The organism is Mesorhizobium subarcticum (assembly GCF_055456085.1).
This window is the reverse complement of record NZ_CM144237.1, coordinates 1,581,142-1,593,442: the sequence shown is the minus strand read 5'-3', so window position 1 is coordinate 1,593,442 and position 12,301 is coordinate 1,581,142. Positions and strand designations below refer to the sequence as shown.

Genomic DNA, 12,301 nt, shown 5'->3' with positions numbered 1-12,301 from the left:
GCACCCTTCACCGATGCGAGAGAATGTTGACCAGCCGGCCGAAGGGATCGCGCACATAGAAGCGCCGCACGCCCCAGGGCTCGTCGGCCGGTCCGTATTCGATGACGAAGCCGGCGGCCTTCATGCCTTCGAGTGCGGCATCGACATCATCGACCTCGATCGACAGATCCGGCACCGGCGTGCCCGAGCCGCCCTGCTCGGCAAAGCTGATCTGCACATCCATTTTTTCTTGCGAGCCATAGGTGGCGATCCAACCGTGATCCATGAGCAGATCGAGGCCGAGCACATCCTGATAGAAGCGCTTGGCCGCCGCGATATCTGATGTCGCGATGTTGGCGATGATGCGCCGGACCTTCATGCCGTCCGCCGCAGCGCCGTGACCTCGATCTCGATCTTCATTTCCGGCTTGTTGAGCTGGCAGACGATCATCGTCGCCGCCGGCCTGTTATCGCCGAATGTTTCGCCCAGGATCGGGAAGACCACGTCCACAAAGGCCTGGTCAGTGATGTAGTAATGCGCCCGCACCACATCGGCCATGTCAAAGCCGCCGTCGGCAAGCGCCTTGCCGATCGTCGCCAGGCAATTGCGCGTCTGCGCCTCGACGGTCTCCGGCATCGTCATCGTCGCATAGTCGTAGCCGGTCGTCCCCGACACGAAGCACCAGTCGCCCTGCACCACCGCGCGCGAATAACCGGCGGTCTTTTCGAACGGTGAACCGGTGGAGATGAGTTTTCGCATGATTGCCCCTTGCAGGATGTTCGATCGCTTTGGATGGTCAGGCTCGCAGTTGCGCCAGGACGCCTGCGATGTCGCCCATGCCCCAATGCTCCACAATGCGATCGTCTTGCACCCGAAAAATGTCGCAGTAGGTGAAGCGCGGTGTCCGACCGGTCGGTGCGACACCGAAATAGCTACGCTTGTGTGTGCCGCTGTAGACGAAGCTCGCCGCCACATGGTCCTTGTCGGCGACCACGACTTCGGTGGCGACTTTGAGGTCTGGCATTGCCACCAGCCGAGCCTTGAAGAAGGCCACGGTTCCCTGCTTCGGCGTGATGTTCGCGGGCGGCGGTGCCGCAGCGCTTTTTTGATGATTCACATAGGTGTCGGCGAACAATCCGGAGAAGCCGTCAATATCGCCTGCGCTCAATGTCGCCGCGAACCGTTCCGCCAGTGATTGAGGCGAGGTCGCTGCCCGAGCCAGCGTCGGTGCGAGCAGGCCGCCGCCGAGAAGCAGCCCGGCCGTCGTTACTTGTCGCCGATTCTGCATCGTAACCTCCGTCCGGAAATGGCAACAGGAACACCCGTTGCTTGGCGATGCCCGCTAATTCGCCGCGCCCTGTGCCTTGTCCAGCGCTGCCTTGATATCGGCCGGCCATGTCGCCAGCGATGGCCAGCCTTTCGGCTGGCCATCGTCGCCGCGACGGGCGAAGTAGAGCTCGTGTTTGGCCGGATCGACCGCCATGAAGCCGTCATTGCCGCCGCAATCATGCGGCACGCAGCCTGTGGCATAGAAGGCGCCGGACGCCATCTTTTCCGTGCCGCCGCCGACCAGCAGGCTGGTCGCCATGTCGGTCATGTCCTTGCCGAGCAGCTTTTCCGCTTCCTTGTAGACCGCCTCATTGTGGAAGGCATCGATGATGTTCTGATATTTTTCCGGATCGATGTCTTTCCAGTCGGTGCCAGGTTCCGGCATGTAGGTCAGGTTACCCGAAATCGTCAGCCCGTCGGTCGGCGACCACTGCAAAGCCGGCTTCTCATCGCCCGGCAGCAGATAGGGCACGAAATAGATGGCGCTGTCGGATACCGCCGTGGGCGGCGCGCCGCATTCGTCCTGCTCGACCTTGGTGCTCTGGATGGTGCCGCCTTCCGGCTTCCAAACGATCACGGTTGCCGGGCCACATTGGTTGCCGCCATCGCCGACATCGAACAGTGCCACCTTGACGCCGCCGACCTCGACAATCTTGTCGAAGAAGACGTCATAATTGCTCGCCAGTTGCTGGCCGTCATAGGCCAGCACCTTCTCACCGTCCTGCTGCGGCTGGGTGATGGTGAGCTGGCCGCCCTCGAATGGCACGGGCGCCTGCTTGTCGTCATCGGCAGCATTTGCGGCGTTCGTTCCGGGGTCAGCGGCCGGCTGATCCGTTGCGGGCGCCGGCTGCGCGGCGGGCGTCTGCGTCTGCGCGAACGCGGCGGGCACCAGCAACAAGGCCAGCCCGCAAACGCCGGCAAGAAGCGAACGTGTCATGGCCGTGCCTCCCCATTCAGTCACCGCGAACCCGGCCTGAAACCGGGCCGGGTCTATCGTCAGGCGATATCGCTCAGGCCCAGGGGCGCTGTTCGGCGTTGCGCTTCTCGAACGAGGCGATGGCGCCGGCCTTCTCCATGGTCAGGCCAATGTCGTCGAGCCCGTTGAGCATGCAGTGCCGCCTGAATTCGTCGAGGTCGAATTTGACCACGCCGCCATCGGGACCACGGATTTCCTTGGCTTCGAGATCGACCGACAAAGTGGCGTTGGAGCCGCGCGAGGCGTCATCCATCAGCTTTTCCAGATCCTCGGGGCTGACGGTGATCGGCAGCACGCCGTTCTTGAAGCAGTTGTTGTAGAAGATGTCGGCAAACGACGTCGAGATGACGCAGCGTATGCCGAAATCGAGCAGCGCCCACGGCGCGTGTTCGCGCGACGAGCCGCAGCCGAAATTGTCGCCGGCGACAAGGATCTGCGCCTTGCGGTAGGCCGGCTTGTTGAGCACGAAATCCAGGTTTTCCGAACCATCGTCCTTGTAGCGCATTTCGGCAAACAGGCCGGTGCCAAGCCCGGTGCGCTTGATCGTCTTGAGATAATCCTTCGGGATGATCATGTCGGTGTCGACATTGACGATCGGCATGGGAGCGGCGACGCCGGTGAGCTTGGTGAATTTTTCCATGGCTTTGGCCCGTGTTTTCGTTGCGGGGGGATTTGCTGAGGCACGGTTTACACAAAGCCGGGGGCAAATAAAAGGCAACTGTTTGTGCGCGCTGGCCTAAGAGTGCCACATAAGAACGGCTTCGAATTCGCCACCCGTTGGTGCAGTCTGGCTGCCATGGCTGAAAACTCTCATGTCCTCTACAACAGCGAACCCGCGCTGGACATCGCCGAATTCCGCCGCGTGCTGGTGGAATCCGGCCTCGGCGAGACACGGCCTGTCGATGATCCCGCCAGGCTGCAGGCGATGCTGTCGGGCGCCAATCTGGTGCTGACGGCGCGCCTCGACATCGAAGGCAAGCCGCTGATCGGCCTCCTCCGCGCCGTCACCGACTTCTCCTGGGTGTGTTATGTCTCGGAGCTCGCCGTTTCCCAATCGGCGCAGGGACTTGGCATTGGCAAGGGCCTGCTGAAGGAGGCGCGGCGGCAGCTCGGACCCTCCGTCGCCATTAGCCTCCTCTCCGTGCCCGACGCGGTCGGCTTCTACGAGCGCATCGGCATGAAGCGCATGCCCGACGCCTTCTGGTTCGACCGCAAGGGCTGATTTTTCGCCTGTGACTGCAGCCGGTAAATGACAAGCACTCTTGCCGCTTGACATGCAACCAAATGGTTGCATATTAAGGCCATGAGCATGGATGCAGTTTTTCGCGCCTTGGCCGACCCGACACGCCGGCAATTGCTGGACAGCCTCCATGCCAGGAACGGGCAGACGCTGAACGCTCTGTGCGAGGAGATGGCCATGACGCGCCAGGCGGTGACCAAGCATCTGGCGATCCTGGAGGAAGCAAGCCTCCTCACCACGCTCCGCCGGGGCCGTGAGAAGGAGCACTACCTCAACCCAGTTCCCATCAACGAGATCGCCGAACGCTGGATCGGCAAATTCGAGCGAGGGCGGCTGACAGCCCTCAGCGAACTGAAGAAACGCCTCGAAAGGGAAGACTGATGACCAACAGCTTCGTTTATGTGACCTACATCCGCACCACGCCCGAGAAGCTCTGGGAGGCGCTGACCGACCCGGAGTTCAACCGGCAGTTCTTCCTCTGCTCCTATCAGGAGAGCGATTGGAAAGTGGGCTCCAGCTGGAAACTGATATTCCCCGATGGCCGCGTCGCCGACAGCGGCGAGATCCTCGAGATTGATCCGCCGCGACGCCTGGTCATCAAGTGGCGCAATGAATGGATGCCCGAGGTCAGGGAAGACGGCTACACGCGCTGCACCTTCACCATCGAACAGGATGGCGAGTTGATGAAGCTTGCCGTCACCCATGAAGCAGACGGGCCACACAGCCTGATCGGTAACGTCGCCAAGGGATGGCCGCTGGTGCTGGCCAGCCTGAAGAGCCTGCTTGAGACCGGCAAGGGTTTTGAGCGCCCGCCATCGAAGGGATGAAAGGCTCGTTCCGATACCGAAACAAATACCGCTGGAAGCGCCCATGATGCACAGCCCTTTCGCGCAGAGCATGACCAATGGCGAAACCGTCATGGCATCGGCCGACATCGAAGCACCTCCGGAACACATTTTCAGGGCACTGGTCGGCAAGGAAGTCGAGCAATGGTGGGGGTCCGCCCACACCAACCGGGTGCTCGATTGGTCAGCCGACCTTCGCGTCGGTGGCCACTGGACGGTTGTCGTCCGCACGGCTGACGGAAGGGACCTGCCGGCGGGCGGTGAATTCCTCGAGATCGAAGCGCCGCGCCGCATCGTGCAGACGCGGGCCTATGCATGGGATCACCCCACACTTGGCAGGCGGCAGACGACGGTTGCCTGGCTGCTGGAACCCATCGCCAAGGGCACGCGCCTCACCATCTGCCATGGCGGTTTTGCCGGGCTGCGTGCAGCGGCCACCGAGCATGCCGAGGGTTGGGGCCGGGCGCTGGCCTGGCTGCAGGACTATGTCGCGGCTGGGAAGCTGGCGGCGGCTTGAGCAGCGGGCGCACCCCGCCTTGACCAGCACCTCATCTGGTCCACATCCCATGCATGGAAAAGCAGCGATGTTTCATAGGTACGGCCGGCTGGGGAATTCCAACCCGATACAAGCAATATTTCCCGCAGCCCGGCTCGCATCTCGAACGTTATTCCCAGCGCTTCCCGATCGTCGAGATCGACACATCCTTCTACAAGCCGCATCGCCGCGAGACCTATGAACGATGGGCAGGTTCCGTGCCGGAGCACTTCCGCTTCGCCGTCAAGACGCCGAAGGCAATGACCCACGAGCATCGTCTCGTGGATTGCGACGTGCTTGCCGATGCGTTTCTGCAGCAGGTCGAAGGTCTTGGCGAAAAACTGAGCGTGCTTCTGGTGCAGCTGCCGCCGAGCTTGCCGTTCGAAGCGAATGTTGCCGGCAATTTCTTCGACATGTTGAGCAAGCGAACAAAGGCCAGGCTCGTTTGCGAACCGCGCCACCCCGGCTGGTTCGAAGCAGAAGCGGAGACGCTTCTGGCTGGCCGCCAGATCGCGCGCGTTGCCGCCGACCCCGCCCCGGTGCCGGCTGCTGCGGTGCCGGGCGGCTGGTCCGGCCTCGCCTATTTCCGCTGGCACGGCGTGCCACGAGTCTATTACTCGGATTACGACGCCGAAAGCCTCGACCGCATCCGCCGGCAGGTGCAAGCAACGGCCGCTTCTGGCGCCGAGGTCTGGGGGATTTTCGACAACACGGCATCAGGCCATGCGCTTGGCAACGCACTCAAGGTTGGCGAGATGATTGCCTAGACGCCTTCAAATAACATTCAATTCCCGAAACGCCCGCCCCTCAGCCACGCGCCCATAGCCAAACGCTGAGCAATCGATCGTCCGATACCCCCCGTGCACGATCAGTTCCGCCAGCGCCTTACCCACCGCCGGCGCCTGCTGCAGGCCGTGGCCGGAGAATCCGTTGGCGAACAGGAAATTGCCAACCTCGGGATGCGGGCCGATCACCGCGTTCTGGTCCAGGGTGTTGTAATCATAGTGCCCGGCCCAGGCGCGGGTCGCCTTGATCGCTTCGAAGGCCGGAATGCGGGTTGCCAGCACCGGCCAGATCACCTCTTCGAACAGCGGCCAGTCGACGTCAAAATCGCTGGGGTCAGCCGGCCCATCACCCTCCTCAGGCTCGGCGCCGCCGGTGAGGTAGACCGAGCCTTCCGGCCTGACATAGATGCCGGAAGGATCGACCAGCAGCGGCATGTCGGCATATTTCTCGCGCGCCTCGAAGACGAAGACGTTGCGCTTGCGCGGCTCGACCGGCAGCGCCAGCCCGGCGAGAGCAGCCACCTTGCCGGCGTTCGGCCCGGCGGCGTTGACGACGATGCTGGCTTCCAGGGTCTGGCCATTGTCGAGGGAGACACCGGTGACGCGGTTGCCGTCGCGCGCAATGCCGGTGACCGAAGCGGTGATGAAATCGATCTTCTTGTCGCGCAGTGCCTTGCGGAACAGCGTCAGCATCGCATGTGCGTCGAACCAGCCTTCGCCGCTCCGGCCATAGGCGCCGGCGGAAATGCCTTCGGTCGACAGCCAGGCAAAGCGCCGCGTCAGCTGCTCGGCGTCCTCCAGCACGATGTCGGCGCCCTCGGCGATCTGCGCGTCATGATTGGCCTTGAGGATCGGCAGCCCCGCTTCTCCGGCAAGGATGAGATAGCCGCCCTCGCGGAAACCGATATCGGCGTCCGTGCCGAATTCTTCCTTCAGCCGCCGGAACAGTTTTAGCGTGAACTGCGACAGGCGGATGTTTTCGGGAATCGAAAATTGCTGGCGGATCGAGGCCATCGACAGCGTCGTTGCCGCATGCGCGAATTGCGGATCGCGCTCGATCAGCGCGATCGAGCCGGAAAACCCTTCCTCGCGCAGATAATAGGCAATGGAGGACCCGACGATAGCCCCGCCGATGATGACGATGTCGTAGCGCATTTTTTCTCCGATCCGGGCAGCGGCCTGTCTATGCCGCCGGCAGAATGATCTCGAAGCGCGTGCCGGGCTCGCTGTCAACCAGCCGGATCATACCATCATGCGCTTTCAGGAGGGCCAGAACGATGCCGAGACCCATGCCGGTGCCGCCGGTAGAGCGCCGGGTGGTGAAGAACGGCTCGAAGATGCGCGCCCGGTTGCTCGGCGAAATGCCGTCGCCATCGTCGCCAACCAGAACCGTCGCCTTGCCGCCGGCGCTTGCGGCGGTGATCGAAACCTGCGTCGCGCCGTGCCTGGCAGAATTGTCGATCAGATTGGCAAGCACGATGGCAGCGTTTTCGGCTGATATCCGCAGGCTCAGATCACCGCCGACCTCGACGCTAACCGCCAGCCTGGTGTCGACGGGCAGCAGTGCCAACGCAGCATTGATCGAAGTGCTTTCGCCGCTCGGCGCAAGGTTTTCGGCCTTCGCCAGGTCGAGCAGGCGGCGGACCAGCAAATTGAGTCGCCCGGCATCGGTGACGATATTGTTGGAGAAGCGCCGCCGCTCGTCATCGTCCATCGTCGAGCCGGCATCACGCAGCAGTTCGGCCGCCCCCTGGATCGCCGTCAGCGGCGATTTGAGCTCGTGCGAGACATGGGTGGCAAAGGTCTGGATCGAGTCCGAGCGCGCCTGCAGCTTTTCCGCCATGTCGAGGAAGGCGGCGGACAGCTCGGCCATTTCATAGGTACCGTGATGGTCGAGCGGCCGGATCGCGTCGCGCTCGCCGGCGGCGATGCGCTGCGTGCGGTCGATCAGCGCATAGATCGGCCGGCTGACGGTGCGCAGGAAGACGAGGCCTATGAGCAGCGTGCCGCCAAGGATGGCGATCGCCGCCAGGGTCACCTTGCCGCGCTCGCCATAGAGATGTTTGACGATGTTGTTGGGCGTCCGCGAGACATAGACCACGCCGGCGACGTGACCATCGACAGCCACCGGCAAGGCGACGAAAACGCGCACCTTGGTGCCGCGGCTGACCGAATAGAGCGGTGGCGTCGGCTGGTCAGGAATGCGCAGGCGCAGCGCGCTGGCATAGCGGCCGGCAAGTGCCTCGCGCACCTCATCGACCTCGGCAAGCGACTGCCCGACTTCACCACGCCCGGCGATGACGACGCCCCTGGGGTCGAGCAGCCGAAACCCGGCCAGCGTGGTTTTCTGCGTTGCGTCGAGAATGCCGGACAGGCGCGTGCCGACCGCTGCGAAGGCCGGATCGGTGACGCCGGGCATCGCCGCCGGCCGGGTCGGAAGTACATAATCGGAGGCGAGATCGAGACGCGGCTCGATCGGCCGGTAGGGGCCATCAGGATTAACGCTTCGGCTGGCACTTCCATTGGCCTGCGGCATCGGCGCGCCAAGTTTGTCCGGCGCAATGCCGGCGTCGCGCACATCCTGCGCATAGATGGCTGATATGGCCGCCCCTTGCGCGATCAGCTCGGCCTCTGTCTGGCGGATCAACTGGTTCTCGTAAAGGCGGAAGAAGAACAGGCCGACCAGCGGCAAGGCCATGACCAGGATCAGGATGGCGACGACGACCGTGGCAAGCCGGGGCCGCCATTTGCGGCCGATCCATTTGCGCGAAGCCCTCAGCCGCATCGGCCAAGCCGGAAGCCGACGCCATGCACGGTCTCGATGGCATCCAGGCAGCCCACCGCCGCCAGCTTGGCGCGGATGTTGCGGATGTGGCTGTCGACGGTGCGGTCAGCGACATGGATTTTTCCCGCATAGGCATTGGCCATCACCGCGTCGCGGCCGAGCACATGCATGGGCCGCGCCAGAAACCCTTTCAGGATCGAGAACTCGATCCCCGTCAGGGCAAGCGGCTTGCCGTCGAAGCTGACGGCATGGCTGGCCGGCACCAAGGCGAGCTTGCCATGCGCGAACTGCCTGTCGTCGGCCGGTTCGGCCGGCACCGGGCGCGCGCGGCGCAGGATGACGTTGACACGGGCCACCAGCTCGCGCGGGGAAAACGGTTTCGTCACATAGTCGTCGCCGCCCATTTCGAGCCCGAGAATGCGGTCGATCTCCTCGTCGCGCGCGGACAGGAACAGCACCGGCACATCGGAGGTGTGCCGAAGCCGCCGGCAGACCTCCAGCCCGTCCATCTCCGGCATGCCGATGTCGAGCACGACAAGGTCGGGGGTGCGGCGTCCGATTTCCTGCAGGGCGGCCGCACCGTCGGCCACTGCATGCGTCTTCATGCCCGCCTTTTCCAAGGCAAAGCAGATCACTTCGCGGATATGCGGGTCATCGTCGGCGACGAGGATGTGATGCGGCATCGGTCAGCGGCCCGGCAAGGAAGGTTGCTGAGGCTGAGGAAGCACAAGCGCCCCCTTGCTGTCGAGATATCGAAGCAGGCGCCAGTCGCGAAAGCTCCAGGCCCGCCAGTTCAGCTGCACGGCGCGATACCAGTCTTCGTCGCTGGCCCGCAATCCTTCCAGCTCGCGCACAGCGCCGGCGGCAGGCGTGTTGTCCTGATGATCGAAGAAACGATCGAGCGCCGGAAACGCACCCGGGCCGAGCGAGCGCAGATACCAGGCGTCGAGGGGGATGCCCTGGCCGGTCATCTCGAGGGAATGGTCGACATTGTAATTGGCGATCGTTGCTGCGAAATTGATGAAACAGCATGCATAAAGCGTCAGCGATAACGTCAGAAGATTGGCGGAGGAGAGCCATTCGTTGGATTTTCCAAGCGCGATGCGGGCGATGATCAGCGCAAGCCCTGCCGTCACCAGCCCCATCCAGACGAAAGCGGCGACACGCCAGTAGGTCAGCGCATAGATGCCGATATAGAGGTCGAGCCGCAGGATCGACGAGACGACCAGCATGATGTTCTGCGCCACCCAGGCATAGACCAGCCGGCGGATGAGCGGATCGCCTGATGTCTCGCTGCCGGGCCTGAGCGCCGCCAGCACGAAACCGGCGGCAAGCAGCGCGGTGGCAACCAGCGGATAGGCGCCGCGATGCGCATAGGCGGCGTAGCTCAACCCGTCTGGGAGTGCTGCCCCGCCCCACAGATAGGTGGCGTCGAGCCCGGTCTGCAGCGCAAACAGGATGTTGAAGACGACAAGTGCGCGCAGGATGGCGGCCTTGCCAAACAGGACGTCCTCAACGACGTGCCTTTGCGCACTGGCCGGTTGCGCACTGGCCGGTTGAGCATTGGCAAGGGCATGATTTGGCCGAGGGATGCGTCGCTGAAAACGCGGCAGGCGTGGCCGCAAAAAACCCCAGACGCCGGCAAGCACGAACAGCCAGAAGAAAATCCGCGCCAGCTGGATGAGATCGAGCAGTTTCATCAGGTCGATCAGCGACAGCCAGTAATCGATGACCGGATTGGCGGCGCCGAACAGCGCCAGGAAGACGGCGCCCAGCGTCAGCGGCATCACCCAGACGGCGACCGCCGCCAGCCGGACGCGGCGCCCGCCAAACCGGCGCGCTGTCTTGCGCCAGCGGATGAAATCTCTGATGAAGCGGAACGGCGCCGCCAACAGGAACAGCGCGATCTGGCCGGCAATACGTGCCATGCTGTGCCGCAGGCGCCCGCTCAGCGAAAGCGCGAAGACGACCAGGGCCGCAAGCGCGATCGAGACAGACAGAGCGCTGACATTTTCGGCAAGCGGCAGCAGCGCGACCAGCAAAGCGGCGGGTTTGAACCAGACCCTGATGTCGTTGAAGGCTGTGGGATGCACGGCCACCACCGCGGCGGCGATCAGGATGGCAAACAGGAAAACCGTGATGCCGGCAGGTTGGCCATAAAACAAAAAATCCGCCAGCACGACCAGCAGCGCGGCGACACCAAAGCGGCTGCAATAGCTTGGCGCGGCGGTGAAAAACGCTGTCATGAGCTGACTTTCCTGATTGTGTCTGGCCTGATGGCATCTGGCCCGATGGCCTCCGGCCGCATTGGCGGCGGGCTCTTGCGGACAAAGGGAATGAGGATCGCTTCGGGGTTGGCGCGCGGCGTATCGACCAGCCACCAGCCTTCGCTGCGCAGCCGGTAGGGCAGGGGCCAACGGGGTTTTGCTCGCTTGTGCATGCCGCCTGTTTCGCAGGCGGGCGGGGAGACGGCGGGGCGGATCCGAGGAGGTTTTCCGCAGGCCTGTGCAGTTTTTGTGCAGGGCGGGAGACAGCTTGCCTCCACCAGCCACACGCGGCATAGATCAGGCATGACCGAACCCTACCGCCCGCGCCGCTCGGTGCTCTACGTCCCGGCCTCCAACGACAAGGCGCTTGCCAAGATTGCGCAATTATCCTGCGATGCCGTCATCATCGACCTGGAGGATGCCGTCGCCCCCGCCGACAAGATCGCCGCCCGCGAGAAGCTGGCCGGCATTTTCGCCAATCGCCCCGCTAGGCGCTGCGAGATGGTGGTGCGCGTCAATGCGCTGGCCAGCGAATGGGGCGCCGACGATTTGCTGGCCGCGGCAAAATTCGAGCCCGACGGCATCCTGTTGTCCAAGGTCGGCACACCGCGCGACATTCTCGAAGTCGGTGACGTGCTGGACGACAATTTTGCCCCCGACAGCGTGAAACTCTGGGCGATGATCGAGACACCAAAGGCGCTGCTCAACATCGGCGCCATTGCCGAACTGGGCCGCGACCCGGCGTCAAGGCTCGATTGTTTCGTTGCCGGAACGAATGATCTGGTCAAGGACACCGGTGTGCTGGCGACGCCTGACCGGCGCTACCTCGTGCCCTGGCTGATGCAGATGGTGCTGGCCGCGCGCGCCGGTGGCCTCGACATGCTCGACGGCGTCTCCAACGATTTTCGCGACCTCGATGCCTTTGCCCGGGAGTGCGCGGAGGGGGCCGCCATGGGCTTCGACGGCAAGACCCTGATCCATCCGGCCCAGATCGAAGCGGCGAACCTGGCTTTCGCGCCGTCCCCGGCAGCGCTGACCGAGGCGCGGTTGATAAAGGACGCCTTTTCACTTGCCGAGAATGCCGACAAAGGCGTGATTTCGCTGAACGGCAAGATGGTCGAGCGGCTGCATTTGGCGCAGGCGGAAAAACTGCTGGCGAAGGCGGCCGCCATCGGCGCATGATATCACCCCATGCTTGCGAGCCATGGGCACTCACGACAGGAACTAACCCGATGAAACTCTACCGCTTTCTGACCGGCCCGGACGATGCCAGCTTCTGCCACAAGGTGACGGCCGCATTGAACAAGGGCTGGCACCTGTTCGGCTCGCCGACCTATGCCTATGACAAGAAAGCCAAAACCATGCGCTGCGGCCAGGCCGTGGTGAAGGATATTGACGGCCAGGAATACGGGCCGGATACCAAGCTCAGCGACTGGTAGGAGGACAGCGCTGAAGCCCTTCCCTCTCTTCGTCATCCTAGGGCGGAGCAAGGAGCGAAGCGACGCGGCGCAGACCCTAGGATCCATGCCGTGACGTTGGTCGTAGTATACAGCGGATCAG

The 12,301-nt window shown here is 63.4% G+C and carries 17 protein-coding genes; 7 read left to right on the top strand and 10 right to left on the bottom strand.

The window, feature by feature from the left end; genetic code table 11:
• Window positions 1-7: 7 nt before the first annotated feature.
• The 5 genes from ACZYHG_RS07620 to leuD form a co-directional block, all read right to left on the bottom strand.
• Window positions 8-358, bottom strand: coding sequence for a VOC family protein (locus ACZYHG_RS07620; protein ID WP_464613256.1), 351 nt, complete (start codon window positions 356-358; stop codon window positions 8-10).
• Window positions 355-738 carry a RidA family protein gene (locus tag ACZYHG_RS07615; protein ID WP_464613255.1) on the bottom strand — a complete coding sequence of 128 codons (384 nt, stop codon included), beginning with the start codon at window positions 736-738 and terminating at the stop codon, window positions 355-357. The genes ACZYHG_RS07620 and ACZYHG_RS07615 overlap by 4 nt, the downstream gene beginning before the upstream one ends.
• Before the next feature lie 37 nt (window positions 739-775).
• The gene (locus ACZYHG_RS07610) at window positions 776-1,267 is read right to left on the bottom strand and encodes an ester cyclase (RefSeq protein ID WP_464613254.1); all 492 of its coding nucleotides are present in this window, start codon (window positions 1,265-1,267) and stop codon (window positions 776-778) included.
• A gap of 54 nt (window positions 1,268-1,321) precedes the next feature.
• A complete protein-coding gene (locus tag ACZYHG_RS07605; RefSeq protein ID WP_464613253.1) occupies window positions 1,322-2,245 on the bottom strand; it encodes a hypothetical protein in 924 nt (307 codons plus the stop codon).
• Window positions 2,246-2,318: 73 nt separating this feature from the next.
• Complete coding sequence (leuD, locus tag ACZYHG_RS07600) at window positions 2,319-2,924, bottom strand: 3-isopropylmalate dehydratase small subunit (protein WP_464613252.1); 606 nt, start codon at window positions 2,922-2,924, stop codon at window positions 2,319-2,321.
• A 156-nt stretch (window positions 2,925-3,080) separates the two neighbouring features.
• On the opposite strand from leuD, the gene ACZYHG_RS07595 reads away from it, so the two are divergent.
• From ACZYHG_RS07595 to ACZYHG_RS07575, 5 genes are all read left to right on the top strand, one after another.
• Complete coding sequence (locus ACZYHG_RS07595; RefSeq protein WP_464613251.1) at window positions 3,081-3,506, top strand: GNAT family N-acetyltransferase; 426 nt, start codon at window positions 3,081-3,083, stop codon at window positions 3,504-3,506.
• Window positions 3,507-3,587: 81 nt separating this feature from the next.
• Complete coding sequence (locus ACZYHG_RS07590) at window positions 3,588-3,905, top strand: ArsR/SmtB family transcription factor (RefSeq protein WP_464613250.1); 318 nt, start codon at window positions 3,588-3,590, stop codon at window positions 3,903-3,905.
• Window positions 3,905-4,351, top strand: a complete 447-nt coding sequence (locus ACZYHG_RS07585; RefSeq protein ID WP_027031992.1) for an SRPBCC family protein — start codon at window positions 3,905-3,907, stop codon at window positions 4,349-4,351. The genes ACZYHG_RS07590 and ACZYHG_RS07585 overlap by 1 nt, the downstream gene beginning before the upstream one ends.
• A 43-nt stretch (window positions 4,352-4,394) precedes the next feature.
• Window positions 4,395-4,886: an SRPBCC family protein gene (locus ACZYHG_RS07580; RefSeq protein ID WP_464613249.1), complete on the top strand. Its 492-nt coding sequence runs from the start codon at window positions 4,395-4,397 to the stop codon at window positions 4,884-4,886.
• A gap of 53 nt (window positions 4,887-4,939) precedes the next feature.
• Window positions 4,940-5,671, top strand: a complete 732-nt coding sequence (locus ACZYHG_RS07575) for a DUF72 domain-containing protein (protein WP_464613248.1) — start codon at window positions 4,940-4,942, stop codon at window positions 5,669-5,671.
• A gap of 6 nt (window positions 5,672-5,677) precedes the next feature.
• Here ACZYHG_RS07575 and ACZYHG_RS07570 read toward each other — a convergent pair whose 3' ends face one another.
• From ACZYHG_RS07570 to ACZYHG_RS07550, 5 genes are read right to left on the bottom strand one after another with little or no spacing between them, the layout of a single operon-like run.
• A complete protein-coding gene (locus ACZYHG_RS07570; RefSeq protein WP_464613247.1) occupies window positions 5,678-6,844 on the bottom strand; it encodes an NAD(P)/FAD-dependent oxidoreductase in 1,167 nt (388 codons plus the stop codon).
• A gap of 28 nt (window positions 6,845-6,872) precedes the next feature.
• Window positions 6,873-8,474 (bottom strand): ATP-binding protein, encoded by a 1,602-nt coding sequence (locus tag ACZYHG_RS07565; RefSeq protein ID WP_464613246.1) that lies wholly within the window; start codon window positions 8,472-8,474, stop codon window positions 6,873-6,875.
• A complete protein-coding gene (locus ACZYHG_RS07560) occupies window positions 8,465-9,157 on the bottom strand; it encodes a response regulator (RefSeq protein WP_464613245.1) in 693 nt (230 codons plus the stop codon). The genes ACZYHG_RS07565 and ACZYHG_RS07560 overlap by 10 nt, the downstream gene beginning before the upstream one ends.
• 3 nt (window positions 9,158-9,160) lie before the next feature.
• A complete protein-coding gene (locus ACZYHG_RS07555; RefSeq protein ID WP_464613244.1) occupies window positions 9,161-10,720 on the bottom strand; it encodes a DUF4153 domain-containing protein in 1,560 nt (519 codons plus the stop codon).
• Window positions 10,717-10,914 carry a hypothetical protein gene (locus ACZYHG_RS07550; RefSeq protein ID WP_464613243.1) on the bottom strand — a complete coding sequence of 66 codons (198 nt, stop codon included), beginning with the start codon at window positions 10,912-10,914 and terminating at the stop codon, window positions 10,717-10,719. The genes ACZYHG_RS07555 and ACZYHG_RS07550 overlap by 4 nt, the downstream gene beginning before the upstream one ends.
• A gap of 130 nt (window positions 10,915-11,044) precedes the next feature.
• Here ACZYHG_RS07550 and ACZYHG_RS07545 point away from each other — a divergent pair, with 130 nt between their 5' ends.
• Both ACZYHG_RS07545 and ACZYHG_RS07540 read left to right on the top strand, forming a co-directional pair.
• A complete protein-coding gene (locus tag ACZYHG_RS07545) occupies window positions 11,045-11,923 on the top strand; it encodes an HpcH/HpaI aldolase/citrate lyase family protein (protein WP_464613242.1) in 879 nt (292 codons plus the stop codon).
• A 50-nt stretch (window positions 11,924-11,973) separates the two neighbouring features.
• On the top strand, window positions 11,974-12,180 hold the full coding sequence (locus ACZYHG_RS07540; protein WP_027032001.1) for a DUF1737 domain-containing protein: 207 nt from the start codon (window positions 11,974-11,976) through the stop codon (window positions 12,178-12,180).
• The last annotated feature ends 121 nt before the right edge of the window (window positions 12,181-12,301 follow it).